Origin of the sequence: Novosphingobium sp., from assembly GCF_020852455.1 — a bacterium.
In the GTDB taxonomy this organism is placed as follows: Bacteria; Pseudomonadota; Alphaproteobacteria; order Sphingomonadales; family Sphingomonadaceae; genus Novosphingobium.
Window position 1 is genome coordinate 37,203 of sequence record NZ_JADZAT010000027.1, and the last position, 16,851, is coordinate 54,053.

At 65.2% G+C, this 16,851-nt stretch carries 14 protein-coding genes; 6 read left to right on the forward strand and 8 right to left on the reverse strand.

Annotation, left to right across the window (positions count from 1 at the left end; genetic code table 11):
• Positions 1-8: 8 nt before the first annotated feature.
• The 3 genes from IT549_RS11580 to IT549_RS11590 all read right to left on the reverse strand — a co-directional run bounded on the left by IT549_RS11580 (position 9) and on the right by IT549_RS11590 (position 4,239).
• Positions 9-1,427: a PepSY domain-containing protein gene (locus IT549_RS11580; protein ID WP_292973313.1), complete on the reverse strand. Its 1,419-nt coding sequence runs from the start codon at positions 1,425-1,427 to the stop codon at positions 9-11.
• Between the two features lie 21 nt (positions 1,428-1,448).
• Positions 1,449-3,758, reverse strand: a complete 2,310-nt coding sequence (locus IT549_RS11585; protein ID WP_292973315.1) for a TonB-dependent receptor — start codon at positions 3,756-3,758, stop codon at positions 1,449-1,451.
• Between the two features lie 100 nt (positions 3,759-3,858).
• Entirely contained in the window at positions 3,859-4,239 is a 381-nt protein-coding gene (locus IT549_RS11590; RefSeq protein ID WP_292973317.1) for a DUF2946 family protein, read from the reverse strand.
• A gap of 349 nt (positions 4,240-4,588) precedes the next feature.
• Here IT549_RS11590 and IT549_RS11595 point away from each other — a divergent pair, with 349 nt between their 5' ends.
• Positions 4,589-6,280, forward strand: coding sequence for a DEAD/DEAH box helicase (locus tag IT549_RS11595; protein ID WP_292973435.1), 1,692 nt, complete (start codon positions 4,589-4,591; stop codon positions 6,278-6,280).
• Here the strand turns inward: IT549_RS11595 and IT549_RS11600 are convergent.
• Positions 6,277-6,846 (reverse strand): TetR/AcrR family transcriptional regulator, encoded by a 570-nt coding sequence (locus IT549_RS11600; protein ID WP_292973319.1) that lies wholly within the window; start codon positions 6,844-6,846, stop codon positions 6,277-6,279. The two genes, IT549_RS11595 and IT549_RS11600, sit on opposite strands and share 4 nt — an antisense overlap.
• Positions 6,847-6,910: 64 nt before the next feature.
• Here IT549_RS11600 and IT549_RS11605 point away from each other — a divergent pair, with 64 nt between their 5' ends.
• From IT549_RS11605 to IT549_RS11615, 3 genes are read left to right on the forward strand one after another with little or no spacing between them, the layout of a single operon-like run.
• Positions 6,911-7,261 (forward strand): c-type cytochrome, encoded by a 351-nt coding sequence (locus IT549_RS11605; protein ID WP_292973321.1) that lies wholly within the window; start codon positions 6,911-6,913, stop codon positions 7,259-7,261.
• On the forward strand, positions 7,258-8,655 hold the full coding sequence (locus IT549_RS11610; protein WP_292973323.1) for a D-arabinono-1,4-lactone oxidase: 1,398 nt from the start codon (positions 7,258-7,260) through the stop codon (positions 8,653-8,655). The genes IT549_RS11605 and IT549_RS11610 overlap by 4 nt, the downstream gene beginning before the upstream one ends.
• The gene (locus IT549_RS11615) at positions 8,652-9,899 is read left to right on the forward strand and encodes an alanine racemase (RefSeq protein ID WP_292973325.1); all 1,248 of its coding nucleotides are present in this window, start codon (positions 8,652-8,654) and stop codon (positions 9,897-9,899) included. Before IT549_RS11610 ends, IT549_RS11615 begins: the two co-directional genes overlap by 4 nt.
• A 25-nt stretch (positions 9,900-9,924) precedes the next feature.
• On the opposite strand, the gene IT549_RS11620 is transcribed toward IT549_RS11615, so the two are convergent.
• From IT549_RS11620 to IT549_RS11630, 3 genes are all read right to left on the reverse strand, one after another.
• Positions 9,925-10,812, reverse strand: coding sequence for a DUF4189 domain-containing protein (locus IT549_RS11620; protein ID WP_292973327.1), 888 nt, complete (start codon positions 10,810-10,812; stop codon positions 9,925-9,927).
• Positions 10,813-11,022: 210 nt separating this feature from the next.
• Positions 11,023-12,021: an inorganic phosphate transporter gene (locus tag IT549_RS11625; protein WP_292973329.1), complete on the reverse strand. Its 999-nt coding sequence runs from the start codon at positions 12,019-12,021 to the stop codon at positions 11,023-11,025.
• Positions 12,022-12,048: 27 nt separating this feature from the next.
• Complete coding sequence (locus IT549_RS11630; RefSeq protein ID WP_292973331.1) at positions 12,049-12,696, reverse strand: DUF47 family protein; 648 nt, start codon at positions 12,694-12,696, stop codon at positions 12,049-12,051.
• A 152-nt stretch (positions 12,697-12,848) separates the two neighbouring features.
• Here IT549_RS11630 and IT549_RS11635 point away from each other — a divergent pair, with 152 nt between their 5' ends.
• Entirely contained in the window at positions 12,849-14,249 is a 1,401-nt protein-coding gene (locus IT549_RS11635) for a serine hydrolase domain-containing protein (protein ID WP_292973333.1), read from the forward strand.
• 22 nt (positions 14,250-14,271) lie between these two features.
• Here IT549_RS11635 and IT549_RS11640 read toward each other — a convergent pair whose 3' ends face one another.
• Positions 14,272-15,246 (reverse strand): magnesium and cobalt transport protein CorA, encoded by a 975-nt coding sequence (locus IT549_RS11640; protein WP_292973335.1) that lies wholly within the window; start codon positions 15,244-15,246, stop codon positions 14,272-14,274.
• A gap of 104 nt (positions 15,247-15,350) precedes the next feature.
• Between IT549_RS11640 and IT549_RS11645 the strand changes: the two genes are divergently transcribed.
• Entirely contained in the window at positions 15,351-16,844 is a 1,494-nt protein-coding gene (locus tag IT549_RS11645; RefSeq protein ID WP_292973337.1) for an NAD(P)/FAD-dependent oxidoreductase, read from the forward strand.
• Positions 16,845-16,851 lie beyond the last annotated feature (7 nt).

Genomic DNA, 16,851 nt, shown 5'->3' on the forward strand with positions numbered 1-16,851 from the left:
GCCCGCTTCTAACCGGAAGGCAAGCGCCGTCCCGCCGCCGCCAGCCCCAGCCACTGGGCCAGGGGAGCGATCCGGCGCAGCACCAGACGTTCTATCGCCAGCATGGCCACCAGCGAGAGCGCCAGCAGCGGCAGCAGCGCGGCCAGTACCAGCACGATGATCGTCACGCCTCGGTGGCGGGCGCTGCCACGGGCATGGGGCGGCGCGCCCAGCCGGTCCTGGGGTTTGCGCCGCCGCCACATCACGAACGCGGTCAACGACAGCGCCATCAGCATCGCGGCGGTAAGCACCCCGATCAACTGGTTGATCCAGCCCAGCAGCGCGCCTTCGTGCCAGGCCACGCCATAGCCAACCACGCGGTCGATCACGTGCTTGTTGGCAAAGGTTTCGCGCGATCGTTCGGCACCTGTCATCGGATCGTAGCTGATCGTCACGCGCTGCGGGCGGTTCTGCGTATCCGAACGCACGGTCCATTCGCTTTTCGCCTTGCCGCCGAAACGCTGCGGCGCGCCTGGCGGGGTGACCACCACCGGGAACGGCAGGTGCTGGCCTTTGGCTTCGGCAACGATCCGACTGAGCGTGATCGGCGCGGCGGTCATGATCGTGCCGTCGGGCATCATATGCGCCCCCACCGGCATGGCCGCGCCCTGCCCCTGCATCATCGCCGCATGATCATGTTCGGCATGTTCGCCGCCATCTACCGGCTTGCCGCCGATGGTCCAGTCCTGCTCACCCTTGATCCAGCCCAGCTCGGTTCGGACCGCCTTGAAGGCACTGCCCCAGACATCGGCCCAGGGCAGTCCGGTCAGCAACAGAACCATCGCCAGCCCCGACACCCAGAAGCCGGTCACCGCGTGCAGATCGCGCCACAGCACCTTGCGGCCATTGGAAAAGCGCGGCCAGGCCACCCCGGCCAGTCCGCCGCCGGTGGGCCACCACAGGTAAAGGCCGGTCAGGATCATCACGATCGCCCAGCTTGCCGCCAGTTCAACGATCCAGCTGCCGGGCTTGCCGATCAGTAACTGCCCGTGGAGGTCGTGCGCCACCTGCATGATCCGCCATTCGGGATCGAGCATGCCGACCACCTTGCCCTGTGGTGAGACGAACACGTCGCGCATCTTGTGCCCGTCACCGGGCAAGCCCAGGTGAACCAGCACCGCATCGGCCTCGGCACGGGGCAGGCGATAGGAATGGAATCGCGCGCCGGGTAAGGCTGCCAGCGCCGCGCGCACCTGGGCATCGGGCGAAACCGCACCGGCGGTTGGCAAGTCGCGCCAGGCGCGCTCCTCCCAGGCCTCGACCTGCGGTTTGAACAGGTAGATTGCCCCGGTCAGCGCCAGCAGCAGCACCATCGGCACCACGAACAGCCCGGCATAGAAATGCCAGCGCCAGATTGTCCGATAGAGATCGGTTGAAGGTTGGGTCATGATAGCCTCCGCAAAGATGCTTCAGAGCTTGAGCTTGAGATCGGCGACGAAGGTGCGCTGGGGCAGCGGATGGGCAACATAACCCTGGAAATTAAGCAGGTTATCTACCCCTACGCCAAGCTGCAGGGCCTTATTCAGGTCCCACGACAGGCGCGTGTCGACGAAGAAATAGTCGGATTGATAGCCATAGGCTCGGCCACGCTGCAGCCCCAGCAAATCGGAATTCGGCCGCGAGCCATAGCGCCAGCCCAGCGACAGCTTGAGCGGATCGGCGATCCGGTAGCGCAGGTTGCCGTTCGATCGCCATTGCGGGATGCGCGGGAACTGCACCCCTTCCGCGCGCGGATCGGCGCTGTTGCGGTGGGTCCGGGCGCTCATCCAGGCCAGGTTGCCATCGAAGTCGAGCCCCTTGATCAGGACGTCCTTGCCCTCGACGATCAGTTCGATCCCGTATTGCCGGACCTTGTCGACATTCTGATAGCCGCTGAACAGCGTGTTGTCGGGCAGCACACCCTGAAAGCTGTAAACCGCATCATCGACATCCTGGAAGAACAGGCTGGCTGTGGTCCGCAGCGGCCCGAATTGTCGCCGCAGCAGCAGGTTGGCATCATAAGATTTTTCGGGCTTCAGGAACGGATTGAAGCTGCTGGCAATCAGGTTGCCGGCCGTGTCCTGGCTGCCCTGGAACAGTTCGCCAACCGTGGGAAAGCGCGTGGCCAGGCCGAGGCTGATCTGGAAATCAACTCCGGCCGGCAGCTTGCCCTGCAGGCTCAGCTTGGGGCTGAGCGAAGCCGCCGTGCGGCTGGCAAACGGCGCATCCCGGCGCTGGCCCGCCACCAGGCTGGCGAGCCCACCTTCGAAGGCGTGCCAGCGGTCATAGCGCAGCCCCCCGGTCAGCACCAGGTTGCCGCCCAGTTCCACTGCGTCTTCAATCCACAGGCCCCACAGGCTAGTCTTGCCATAGCTGGCATTGCTGAACGTGGGATTGGCCGCGGTTTTCCAGTTGGTGACCCGGTAGGTGTCGGTGGCGGTTTCGTAGCGATTGCCATCCGCGCCCAATGCCAGCTTGTGGCCGCCCAGCTGGGCTTCAAGCACCAGCGCGGCGGTGTACCAGCCGGGATGGCGCGAGAGGGTCTGCTTGCCCGCCCCCGCCGCTGCACCGGTGGCATAGTCATTCGAGGCGCGTGCATCCTGCCGGTCGATCCAGAAGCGCGAAAGGTTGAGCGACAGGTCGAAGCGCCCCAAGGCCCCCGAAAGCTTGCCGCCGACCAGGTATTCGGTCCGTTCGGTGCGCGACATGGTCAGCCCCGAGGCGTTGTAAACGATCCCGCCAAAGCTGACGTTGCCCTGATAAACTGGCGCGCCGGTGGCGGTGTTGACCAGCCAGCTGCGCGGGTTGGTCAGGTCCTGCCGGGTCTTCCACAGCACGCCCAGCGCATCGAACTTCCACCCAGATCCCAGATCATAGCCGATCCGCAACCGGGCTTGGTCCTGCAGCACGTCAACCGGCGACGCCGCACCGAAGACCGCCGTTTCGGCCGTGGCCGCAAGCCCTCCCGGCCGGATCAGGCGCGGATCGACAAAGGCCCCGGTGACCGTCGCGGTCGAAGCGCCGGTTGCCTTCTGCAACAGGTTATAGCTCATCGATTGGCCGGTGTTGCTGAAGTGGCGAAAGCTCGCCCGGATGCTCAGCGGCCCGTCCGTCTGCTTGTAACCCAGCGCGCCTTCGATGCTGTAGCCCGTGAAGGTTTCGTCGAACCCGTATTCGCTGAAGGGCATCACCATGGTCTGCACGGTGCCGGAAGCAGACAGGCCATCCTTGGGATCGCGCGTAGTGACCGAGATCACCCCGCCCATCGAATTGCCGCCATAGCGCGCCGAATAGGGGCCATAGACGATATCAAACTGGCGAACCTCCAGCGGGCCGACCACGTTCCACTTGGGCGGAAAGTCATAGCGGTTACCCAGGAAGTTCGAGACCACGAACCCGTCAACCATGACGATGGTCCGCGCGCTTTGCACGGTGTTTGCGCCGCGCATGGCAACCACCGCGTTGTCATCGCCGGCAAAGCGTTTGCGCACGAAGAAGTTGGGGGTGTATTTCATCAGGTCTTCGACATTGATCGCGTTGATCGCTTCGAAGTTTTCCCGATCCAGCGAAATGGCCAGCCCGCGCGGTACGACGGTGATTGGCTGGTCCTTCTGGCCAACGACAATGATTGTCTGGGCCGTCCCGGATTCGGTATTCGCGGCGTCGGCGTCAGCCGCTTCGGCCCAGGCCGGGGAACTGCAAAGCAGGGCGACCGCCACGGCGGTAAGCGAGGTTTTCATAAAATGGGATTCCGGTAACTGCGCGCGAACCAGCCGCATTGGGCCTGTTCGCATCCTGACAGGGCAACCGCACGGATTGGCGCGGCTGCGGCTTATTCAGTCAGGTTGCGGCCGGCGGCCCGCGCAGCGGCGGGCGCAGATGGGTCAGCCTGCGCAGGCGGGGAATTGCCTGGTCGGCAAAGCCCAGCGCCAGGATGAAAGCCAGCGCCAGGACCAGCAGTGCCGGATCGGCACCGGCCAGCAGCGGCGAACCGTGCCCGGCGAAGGGGCAACTGCCGTTCGCTTTGCCGGCCTGGCTGTCCTCGCGGTGATCGCCGCCGGATCCCGGCAAGGCGATCGTCGCTTGCCGGTCCATGCCGTCGCTGCAGATCGTCACTGACAGGACCCGGCCTTCGGCCTGCAGCATGTAGCCGGCAGGGACCACCAGCTTGAGGCACAGCGTCATCGCCAGCAGCACGACTGCCAGCGCACGATGGGCCAAAAGGATGCGTCGCAAGGTCCCCACGCCACGCCTCATACTGACCCACCCGGCGAATGCAATCGGCGGAGATCAAATCCGGCGGCCATCTGCGGGAAATTCCGGATGCGCAATTTCATTGCTTTTTGCCGCAATGCAGCATATAGGACCATCCACATCCAACCGGACTTGCCCGTTATGAAGCGGGTACGCAGTTCGGCGCAGCGTGAGGCCCGCCATCAAGGCAAGGCCGCCCCGAACGCCCGGTTGACCGACTTGACGCCGCCTTTTTCACGCAGGGTTGCATCGTGAATGCCCCTGCCCTCCCGTGCCCTCATGCGGCGCGGGCGCGGCTTTTATGAAAGAAATTGCAATGTCCTATTTCACCGACCTTGGTCTGGCCGAGCCGATCCTGCGCGCATTGGGCGCCAAGGGCTATGCCGATCCCACCCCGATCCAGCGCCAGGCGATTCCGGCGCTGCTGGAAGGGCGCGACCTGCTGGGCATCGCCCAGACCGGCACCGGCAAGACCGCGGCCTTCTCGCTCCCCTCGCTGCACCGGCTTGCTGCCGATCCGCAGCCGCGCCGCAATGCCAGCTGCCGAATGCTGGTGCTTTCGCCGACCCGCGAACTGGCGGCGCAGATTGCCGACAACATGCGCGGCTATGCCAAGTTCCTGAACCTGTCGGTCCAGTGCGTGTTCGGCGGCGTGCCCGTGGGCAAGCAGTCCCGCGCGCTGGTGCCCGGCTGCGACGTGCTGGTCGCCACGCCTGGCCGCCTGCTCGACCTGATCGACCAGCGCGCGCTGACGCTGCGCAATGTCGAGATCTTCGTGCTCGACGAAGCCGACCAGATGATGGACCTGGGCTTCATCGTTCCGCTGAAGCGGGTGGCCAACATGCTGCCCGAAAAGCGCCAGAGCCTGTTCTTCAGCGCGACCATGCCCAAGGCGATCGCCGAACTGGGCAAGCAGTTCATCAAGAACCCGGTACGCGTCGAAGTGACCCCGCAGGCAAGCACTGCCGAGCGGGTGGAACAGTATGTCTGCTTCATCAACCAGTCCGAAAAGCAGGCTCTGCTTTCGATCAGCCTGCGCAAGGGGCTGGAAAGCGGTGAGATCGCTTCGGCACTGGTCTTTACCCGGACCAAGCACGGGGCCGACCGGGTGGTGCGCCACCTGACCGCCGCCGGGGTCCAGGCCGCCGCGATCCACGGCAACAAGAGCCAGGCCCAGCGCACCGCCGCGCTGGGCGCGTTCCGCCGCGGCACCATGCCGGTGCTGGTGGCGACCGACATTGCCGCGCGCGGGATCGACGTGACCGGCGTCAGCCACGTGTTCAACTTCGAACTGCCCAACGTGCCCGAACAGTACGTCCACCGGATCGGCCGCACCGCGCGCGCCGGCGCCGATGGCGTGGCGCTGAGCTTCTGTGCGCCCGATGAAAAGACCTACCTGCGCGATATCGAGCGGCTGACCGGCGTGAAGCTGGGCACCGTGCCGCTGCCCGACAACTTCACCCAGGAAGCCGCCCGCCTGCCCGCCCCGGCGCGGCGCAGTCCGGCCGAAATGGAACAGGATGCGCGCCGTGACGAACGCGACGCGCGTGGTCGCGGCGGCCCCGCAGCGCGCCGCGATGGTCGCAAGCCCAAGGTGGCCCGCACCACCGGCGGGCGCGTACCCGGCGGCCAGGGCCGCGACGGCCAGTCACGCGATCAGTACATCCGCAACGAGCGGATTGCCGACGACCGCACCCAATCGCGCGCCGCCCACGCCCAGCGCGGTCCGCAGTTCGATCCGCTGGCCGGTGAGGATCGTGAAGCCCGCCAGTACTCGGCCGAGAACCGCCAGCGCCGCGACGAGCGCCCCGCCCGCAACGAACCGCGCGGCGAATTCCGCCGCGACCAGCGCGAACGCAGCGGAAGCGGCGAACGCCCGGCCAAGCTGCACCGCGACGGCGTCCGCCCGGCCGGCCAGAAGCGTCCCGAAGGTCAGGGTCAGCAGAACGGCCAGCAGCGCCGCAAGCCGGCCAAGAAGCCCAACGGCGGCCAGCGTAACTGGGGTTAGTTGAGCACCGCCCGGATCGCCCGGGCGGCATCGGCCATCACCGCCTCGACATCGAGCTCCGGCTCATCGAGCACCAGTTCGATCGCGGCATAGCCCAGATCAACACAGAGCCGCGCCCGGCGATCGAGCGCGGCTTTGTCTTGCCAGGGATCGGCGACCCAGGCCTGACGAACCAGCGCGGCAGCCAGCTGGCGGTGCGATGCCAGCCGCACTTCGGCCAGCTGCGGCACCGCGCGCAGCATCCGCATGATCCAGGCCCCGCCCGGGCTGGTCCGGGTCAGTTCGACGTGCGCGACCAGGATCTGCGCGATGCTTGCCTCGTCCTGCCCCGGATCGAGCGCGACCAGCGCGTTCTGCGCCGCCATCAACCGCTCACCCAGCGCGGCGAGCAGGTCATACTTGTCCTCGAAGTAGTGATAGAGCGTCGGCGGGCTGACCCCGGCGCGCGCCGCCACCAGATTGGTCGAGATCCGTTCCACCCCCACTTCGGCCAGCAGTTCACCCGCCGTATCGAGCAGGCGTTCATAGGTGGCCAGGGCGCGGTTCTGGGTGGGCCTTCTGGCCACGCGTGATCTCCGGTTGACAGAAATATAGTTATAACTAGATTTCACCCCGAGGGAAGGGAGAATCATGCGCCGCCTGCTGCCCATCGCCACTCTGCTGCTGGCCGCCTGCGGGCCTGGCGAAGCGCCGCCCAAGCCGCTGACCCCGGCCGAAAGCGCGGCCTTGGCGCCCAGCGACCCGCAGTTGGCGCAGCTCTATGCCGGTTCGTGCAAGGCCTGCCATACCGTCGCGGATTCGCAGGCGCCGCTGACCGGTGACCGCACCAAATGGGACCCGCGCTGGACCAAGGGCGAAGCGGCGCTGCTGGCCAGCGCGCTGCAAGGGATGGGCAAAATGCCGGCTGGCGGACAGTGTTTCGAATGCACCCCGGATGATCTCAAGCGGCTGATCCGCTTCATGGCGGGGCGCGAACAATGATCGCACGGCGCAAGCTGCTGCTGGGCGGCGCTGGCGCGCTGGCGCTGGGGGTGGGTTCGTGCAGCACGCGCCGCTGGTGGCTGAGCCGCGAACCCGCCGCGCCCCCGCCGGTCGATCCGCAGGGGCGGGCGCTGTGGGTCAACTGGTCGGGGCTGGAGCATGCCTACCCGGCCCGGCGGCTGGCCCCCGCCAGCGAGGCCGAGCTTGCAGCCGCGCTGCCCCAGGCCCCTGCCCCGGTCCGCCCGGTCGGTTCGGGCCATTCGTTCACCGCGCTGGTGCCGACCGATGGCACCCTGCTCTCGCTCGATCGGATCGCCGGGCTGGTCAGCCATGACGCCCGGGCGAATACCGCCACAGTGCGCGCGGGCACGCGCCTTTCCGCGCTGGGCGAACTGCTGGCCGGGGTGGGGCAGGAAATGCCCAACCTGCCCGATATCAACAAGCAGACGCTGGCCGGGGCGCTGTCCACCGGCACCCATGGCACCGGCAAGGGGATCAAGGCGCTGCACGGCGAGGTTACCGCGCTGCGGCTGGTCCTGCCCGATGGCAAAATTGCCGAATGCAGCCGCGATCAACGCCCCGAGCTGTTCCACGCCGCGCGCGTCGGCCTGGGTGCTTTTGGCGTGCTGAGCGCGGTTACCCTGCAGAACCAGCCGCTGGTGCGCGTGCGCAAGGTGGTGAAGCTGGTCGATACCGACTGGATCCTGCGCGAATGGCCAGCGCTGGCCGAACAGCACCGCAACGCCGAATTCCTGGTCCTGCCGTTCACCGGCAAATCGGCGCTGATCACCCATGACCCGACTTTCGATCCGGTCAAACCGCGCGGGCCCGATGCCGACAGCAGCACGCTGATGGACCTCAAGCGGCTGCGCGACCTGTTCGAATTCACCCCCGATCTGCGCCGCCGCGCCGCGCAGCAGGCGATGCACGGCCTTCCCGCGGAAGTGGCAGTCGATGAAGGCTGGAAGCTGCTCTCCAACGAGCGTCCCGACCGGTTCAAGGAAATGGAATACCACCTGCCGATCGAGCGCCAGGTCGAAGTGCTGCGCGAAGTGATCCGCCGGATCGAGACCGACGCGAAGGACGTGTTCTTCCCGATCGAGGCGCGGATCATCGCCCCTGACGATGCCTGGCTTTCCCCGTTCTACAACCGCGAAAGCGGCTCGATCGCGGTTCATGCCTGGTACCGCGAGGCGCATGACTGGATGTTCCGCCTGATCGAACCGGTATTCCGCGAAGCCGGCGGACGGCCGCACTGGGGCAAGCTCCATTCGCTGGGCGCGGCTGAACTTGGTGCGCTCTACCCGATGTTCAGCGAGGCCCAGGCCATGCGCAAAAGCGTTGACCCGGCAGGGCGGATGATGAACCCCTTCGTGCGGAAGCTGTTCGGATGAAGCGCCGTACGATGATCGCGGGCGGCGGGGCGCTGGCGCTGGCCGGGATCGGCACCATGCTGGCACGGCCGGCGGAAAGGGGCGGGATGCACGAAGCCTATTTTGCCGGCCTGTCGGCGGCGCTGAAGCGGGCCGGGCTGATGCGCCCCACGCTGGTGATCGATCGCGGGCGGCTGGCGGCCAACGTGGCAGCGGTGCGCAAATCGGTGGACGGAGCGAAACTGCCGCTGCGGGTTGTGGCCAAGTCGCTGCCCTTGCCCCGGCTGCTCGATGCGATCATGACAGGCATGGGCAGCCAGCGGCTGATGGTGTTCAGCGCCGACATGCTGCTGCAGCTGTTCGCGCTGCATCCCGAAGCGGACTACCTGATGGGCAAGCCCTTGCCGGTCAGCGAATTCGTCCGCGTCGCCGAACTGGACGGCCCGGCCGCGGCGCGGGTGCAGTGGCTGATCGATACGCCCGAGCGGCTGGCCCAATATGCCGCGGCGGCGCAGGCGCGGGGGATCGCGCTGAGGGTCAATTTCGAGATCGACGTTGGCCTGCATCGCGGCGGCTTTGCCGATCCGCAGGCGCTGGCCGCCACGGTGCGGCAGGCGCAGGCGGCCAAGGTCGAAGTGGCCGGGCTGATGGGCTATGAACCGCACGTCCCCAAGATGCCAAGCCCCGACAAGGCCCACGCCGCCGCCCAGGCGGCTTACACCGCTGCGATCGAAGTGCTGAAGGGCGCAGGGCTCGATCCCGCCACCCTGACGCTCAATTCTGCCGGCAGCCCGACCTTTCGGCGCCATTGCCAGGGCACCGCCGCCAACGAGGTTTCGGTCGGATCAGCCTTCGTCAAGCCGGGCGATTTCGATCTGGACGACCTGGCCGACCTGCTGCCCGCATCGTTCATCGCCACCCCGGTGATCAAGGCCAGCGCCGACCAGGCCTTGCCCGGGGTCGAAGCACTGTCGGGCGCGATGCATTGGTGGGACCGCAACACCCAGCGCGGCTTCTTCATCCACGGCGGACACTGGCTGGCCAAGCCGGTTTCGCCGCCGGGGCTGCAATATTCGAAGCTGTTCGGACGATCATCGAACCAGGAACTGCTGACCGGATCGAAACTGGTCCAGCTGAGGCCCGACGATCACGTCTTCCTGCGCCCGGACCAGAGCGAAGCATTGTTCCTGCAATTCGGCGAGATCGCGGTCTATGACGGGCACGGAATCGCCGAACTGTGGCCGACGCTGCCGATCAGTGCCTAGTGCCTGCGCTTGAGCCTTCTTGACGCTACTTGCCACCGACTTCGAACGCGCCGGATTCGCGCGCATTGTGCATTGCCCTGACAGTGCAGCTGCGCTTGGCGCGTTTGCAGCGCTGGGCAAGTGCCTGCTTCACCCTGGCCTCGGTCTGTTCGATGACAAATCCATCCTCGACACCATCGGTGTAGAACAGAATGAACCCGTTCCCGCTGACCGCACCCACCTTGCAAGCGGGGTTTCCATTGCGCTTGATCCTGCACAGATTCATCGCAACGCTTTGGGCCTGATCGCTGCTGTCATAACCGCTAGCGACCCAGACCATGCCATCATAGCCACTGTCCGATACCCAGGCTGCTGCCACATACTTCTTGTGCAGCGAGGCCAGGTCCTTCGGTCCGCGAATATTGTCACCGCGGTAGGGCCGTTTGCGGAACTCATCGTGTGATTTGAACATGCCGATCGGCGTACAGCCCAATTCATGGATCTTGCATTGTTCGGCGAGCGTCTTGTTGACCGCCGCCTTTTCGCGATCGATCGCATAGAACACAGTCCCGTCCGCGCCTCTGGCCACGCCGATATAGCCCTTTCCCTGCCAGCCTGTATTACAGCCGCCGCCCATTTCCCTGTCGCAGCGGGCCTTGGCGGCCACCTTTGCAGAATAGGCATCGGGGTACATGGCGGCTATCCAGACATCACTGGCATCGCGGTGGAACGCCACGGCCGAATAGGCTGGCGGGGTCGGAGTGATGCATTGCGCAGGTCCGATTTGCACATCGCCCGGCGGACACTGGAACGGCGGAGGGATATAGATCACCTGTTGCTGCGCCCTGGCCGAGGGCACCCAGCCAGCCAGCGATGCCAGACTGACCGCAGCGAGTGTGGCCAGTGCAGTCCGGAATGCAATCACATCAATCATTTGGCTTTCCCTGCAGCATGTCTGAGCCGCCTTGCCCATACTGCCAGGGAATGAACCTAGTGCGTCCCGGACTTCAGGCCGAGATCGCAGCGATGACCCAGTACACTTTAGATGCGCATCAACCGGTCCGAACCGCCAGGATGGCGTCAACAAGGCCCCGGATAGGGGGCGCCGCTCAGCAGCCGGCCCTGCTTGGCTGACTTACAATCCTCAGAACATCTGCGTCAGGGTATAGAAGATCGCCCCCACCGCCGCGCTCATCGGGATGGTGATGAACCAGGCGGTGATCACCCGCCCGGCCACGCCCCAGCGCACCGCGCTGGCCTTGCGTGCGGCGCCGGTGCCGATCACCGATCCGGTGATCGCATGGGTGGTCGAAACCGGAATGCCCATTGCGCTGGCGCTGAACACCACGATCGAGCCTGCCGTGCTGGCGCAGAACCCGGTGTGGTGGTTGAGCTTGGTGATCTTGGTGCCCATGGTCTTGATGATCTTCCACCCGCCCGAAAGGGTGCCCAGCGAAATCGCCAGATAGCAGCTGATCACCACCCAGGTCGGGATATGGTATTCACCGCCAAGGTTGCCGGTCGAATAGAGCAGCACGGTGATGATCCCCATGGTCTTCTGGGCATCGTTGCCGCCATGGCTGATCGAATAGGCCGCGCTGGAAACCAGGTGCAGGCTTTTGAACACGCCTTCGGCCCGGCGCGGCTGGAAACCCTTGAACAGCCACGAGGTGATCAGCACCATCAGCATGGCGAGCGCGAAGCCGATGATCGGCGACAGGAAGATCGCGATGATCGTTTCGACGGTCTTCTTGCTTTCAACCGCGTCCAGCCCGGCGTGGGCGATCCCGGCGCCCAGCAGCCCGCCCAGCAGCGCGTGACTGGAACTGGAAGGGATGCCCTTCAGCCAGGTCACCACGTTCCAGAACATCGCCCCGATCAGCGCGCCGAAGACGACGCCGGGGGTGACCATGTCCTTGTTGATGATGCCCTTGCCGATGGTGTCGGCCACATGCAGCGGCACCAGCCAGTAGGCAGCGAAATTGCCAACCGCGGCAAAGGCCACGGCCCAGACCGGTGACAGCAGCCGGGTGGAAACCACCGTGGCGATCGAATTGGCCGCATCGTGCAGCCCGTTGAGAAAGTCGAAAGCCAGCGCGACGATGATCAGGCCGACCAGCAGGGGAAAGGCAAGCTCATGCATCGCCGTGCTCCTTCAATGCAAGCGGCCTCAGCCGTGGTCGATGACCAGACTGTCGATCTCGTTGGCGACATCCTCGAAGGCATCGGCAACACGCTCAAGATGCTTGTAGATCTCGCGCTTGACGATGAAGGCCAGCGGATCGGCCTTGACCTTCTGGGCCTGGAACGCGGTCTTCATCCCGGTGTCGTGCAGGATATCAACTTCGCCTTCCAGCTTGACCATCTTGGCGGTCAGCTCGTGCAGGCGGCGGCCATTGCGCTCAACATCGCGCAGCAGTGGCATGGCTTCGGAAATCAGCCGGCAAGCATCCTGGATCAGCACGCCGATCTGCTTCATCTGCGGATCGAACTTTTCGACTTCGAGCAGCTCGATCACGCTGGCGGTGCGGTTCATTTCGTCGATGGTATCGTCCATCGAACCGATCAGCGAGGTGATCGCGCCGCGATCGAACGGGGTCAGGAAGGTCTGCCGCACTTCGTGCAGCGTTTCGCGAATCACTTCGTCGGCATCATGCTCGCGGTCGCGGATCGTGCGCAGGTGCGCGGGCCGATCCCCTTCACCGGCGGTCAACTGGGCCAGGGCATCGGCCGCCCCGGTCATCGCTACGGCGTGGCGTTCGAACAGGACGAAGAAATCGCCCGAATGCGGCAGCAGGCGCTGAAACCAGCCAAACATTGCAATATCCCCCTCAGGAAAATGTGACCGCCCTATGACAGCATGATGATGGATTCGCCATGGCAAACCGCCGGTCGCGCCAAGCTGTCCACAACTGCCCCGCCGCAACCACGGGTTGATCGGCGCGCCAATCCGGCTAGCCTCGCGATCCCATGAGAAGGAATAGTCTGGCGCTGGCCGCCCTCGCCCTTGTCCTGCAACCCGCTGCGGCGCTGGCCCAGCCGCTGGCGACCGAGCAGGTCGTGCGGATCGACACCGCTGCGCGCGAGGCGCTGGAGACCACGGGCATCCCCTCGGTCCAGGTCGCCGTGGTCCGCGATGGCGAACTGGTTTACACCAAGGCCTGGGGCAAGGCCTCGGAAACAATTCCCGAAGCCACCCCGGCACTGCCCTATCAGATCGCCTCCAATTCGAAGCAGTTCCTGGCCGCGCTGCTGCTGATGCTGGAGAACGACGGCAAGCTGGACCTTGATGACAAGGTGTCCAAATGGCTGCCCGAACTGCCCGGCGGGGAACGGATCGCGGTGCGCCAGTTGCTGTCGCACACCTCTGGGCTGCAGGATTTCTGGCCGCAGGACTATTCGTTTCAGGCGATGGAACAGCCGGTTGAACCGATGGACATCGTCCGGCGCTGGGGCTTCAAGCCGCTGGACTATGAACCGGGCACCCGCTGGCAATATTCGAACACCGGTTACGTCGTCGCCGGGATCATTGCCGAACGCGCCGGGGGCGCGCCGCTGTGGAAGCAGTTCGAGGAACGGATATTCAACCCGCTGGGGATCCGCCCCTATGCGATCGACGATACCAACGGCGCGGCCTTTCCGCAGGGCTATCACCGCAACGCGCTGGGCCCGGTGCGCCCGGCCAAGCCGGCGGCGCACGGCTGGCTGTGGGCGGCGGGCGAACTGTCGATGACCGCCGAGGAGCTGGCCGAATGGGACATCGCCCGGATCAACCGGACCCTGCTGCCCAAGGAAGACTGGGAAGAGATGGAGCGCCCGGTGCGGCTGGCCGATGGCACCAGCAACGGCTATGGATTGGGGGTCTACACCCGCACGGTGAACGGGCGCAGGGCAGTCAACCACGGCGGGGAATCGGTCGGCTTCCTGTCGCAGAACACGGTCTGGGTGGATGACCGCGTGGCGGTGGTGGTGCTGACCAACGGCGACTTTGCCGGGGTGCAGGAAGACCTGACCGACAAGATCGCCGCAATCGTGCTGCCCAAGGCCCAGCAGGCCGACATTGGCGAGACCGGCCGCGAGGCCGATGCCCGCGCAACTTTGGCAGCCTTGCGCGCGGGCAAGCTCGACCCGGCCAAATTCACCGACAACGCACGCTATTACTTCAGCGCCGAGACGCTGGGCGATTACAGCCAGAGCCTCGCCCCGCTGGGCACCCTGACCGCGATCGAGATCCTGCGCCCGCCGCGGCTGCGGGGCGGTTTCGTCAATCGGGTGTACAAATTGAAGTTCGCCAAGAAGGAACTGACGCTGATCACCTATGCCGAACCGGGCGCCCAGGGCCGCTGGGAACAGTTCATCGTCACGCCCTGATACCTCCCCGTGCCGGGGAGGATTACAGCCAGCCGATCCGCCTGAAGCGGACCCACAGTCCGCCGCAGATCGCGGCGATCAGCCCCAGCACGGCGGGATAGCCCCACTTTTCGCGCAGTTCGGGCATGTAATCGAAATTCATCCCATAGACCCCCGCTATCGCGGTGGGCACGGCCAGGATCGCGGCCCAGGAGGCCAACTGGCGGGTCATATCGCCCTGGCGGTGCTGTTCGAGCAGGCTGGCGGTTTCGACGATGCTGGCCAGTGTATCGCGCAATCCGTTCATCCGCGCGAGTGTCCGCCGGACATGGTCGAGCACGTCGCGGAACCAGATCCGCGCGCCCGGATCGATCACCGGCAAATCGGTAACGGCCAGGCGCTCGCAGACTTCCTCCATCGGCCCGACGATCCGCATGAAGCGGCGGAACTGGCGGCGCAGGCGGAAGATCCGGCGGATCGTCGAAGGTTCGGGAAAGCTGTCGATCGCGCTTTCTTCCATGATCTGGACGCTCTCCTCGTAGCGCTCGAGGATCGGCTGGAAGCCATCGACCACGAAGTCGAGAATCGCGTGGGCGACATAGTCGGGACCTTCCGACAGGCGTTCGGCGTCGTTTTCCAGCCGGCGGCGCAGCTGGGTATGCGCGCGGGTTGACCCCATCCTTACGGTGACGATGAACCCGCGCCCCAGGAAGATCGCGGTCTGGCCATAGGCGATATTCTCGCCCTCCTCGATCGCGGCGGTGCGCGCGATGATGAACAGCTGCTGCCCGTAGAGCTCGATCTTGGGCATCTGGTTGGGGTTGAGCGCATCTTCGACCGCCAGCGGGTGCAGGCCGAACTGGGTCCGCACCAGCTCCATCTCTTCGGCCGAGGGGTTCGCCAGGCCAACCCAGTCGAACTCCCCCGATCCAGGCGTGGGATCTTCCTGGCCGTCCACGGCCAATGCGTGTTCCGAAGGTTTCCCGCCCGAATAGCGGCGTGCAGCAATGATCGCCATGCACAGGGCATGGCAAAGGTGCTTGACGCTGGCAATCCCTGCCGCATGATGTTAAGCGATCAGCTAAATTGACACCAATGTCAGTACAACGGGAGAATGCGGCGATGAACGCGATGACGGGAATCGAGGAATGCCTCGACATGATCATTGTCGGTGCGGGGATTTCCGGGATCGGCATGGCGGTGCACATGACCCGCGACTGCCCGGGCAAGAGCTTCGCGATCCTCGACCGGCGTGACCAGGTGGGCGGCACCTGGGACCTGTTCCGCTATCCCGGGATCCGCAGCGACAGCGACATGCACACGCTGGGCTTCTCGTTCGCGCCGTGGAAGCATGAGAAGTCGATCGCCGATGGCCCGGCGATCCTTGAATACCTCGATGCGATCACCGACGAATATGGCCTGCGCGACAAGATGCGGTTCGGCCAGAAGGTCGTGTCCGCCGATTGGGACAGCAAGACCGCACGCTGGACCGTGGTGACCGAAAGCGCCGACGGCAGCCGGGGCCGCGTGCTGGGCCGGTTCCTGTTCTTGGGTTCGGGCTATTACGATTACGACGATCCCTATGACGCCGAATTCAAGGGTCGCAGCAAGTTCAAGGGCACGATCATCCACCCGCAGTTCTGGCCCAGCGATTTCGATCATACCGGCAAGCAGGTGGTGGTGATCGGATCGGGCGCAACCGCGGTGACGATCGTTCCGGCCATGGCCCATTCGGGCGCGGCCCACGTTACCCAGCTGCAGCGCACCCCGACCTACATGGTCAGTCGCCCGGCCCGCGATGCGATTGCCAATGGCCTGCGCAAGGTGCTGCCGGAAAAGCTGGCCTATGCGATCACCCGCTTCAAGAACATCACCCTGCAGGACCTGATGTTCAAGCGCGTGCGCAAGAACCCCGAAAAGTCCAAGGAATTCCTGGTCAACGGGGTGCGCGACATCCTGGGCAAGGATTTCAACGAAACCGATTTCGTCCCACCCTACAACCCGTGGGACCAGCGCCTGTGCCTGGTGCCCGACGCCGATTTCTTCGATGCGATCAAGCAGGGCAAGGCCAGCGTGGTGACCGACCATATCGACAGCTTCGATGCAACCGGCATCAAGCTCAAGTCAGGCAAGCACCTTGATGCCGATGTGATCGTCACCGCCACCGGCCTCAAGCTGGCGGTGGCCGGCAAGATCGCGATTGCGGTCGATGGTGAGCCGGTCGATTTCGGCAAGCGGTTCTATTACCGCAACTGCATGTTCTCGAACGTGCCGAACCTCGCCGGCGTATTCGGCTATATCAACGCCAGCTGGACGCTGCGCGTCGATATCATCGGCGAATACCTGACCCGGCTGATCAAGCAGATGGACGCGATCGGCGCGGTCGCCGCAACCCCGGCGCTGCCCGCCGATGCCGAGCTTGAGCAGGAGGATATCTTCGCCGACTTCTCATCGGGCTATCTGGCGCGCGGCAAGGACCTGATGCCCCGCAATGCCCCGGCGCTGCCCTGGCGGCTCAACCAGGATTACCGCAAGGACCGCATCGACATGCGCCAGGCCCCGATTGACGATGGCGTGATGCAATTCACCCGGGCGCGGGAACTGGTCGAAGGCTGACAATTGC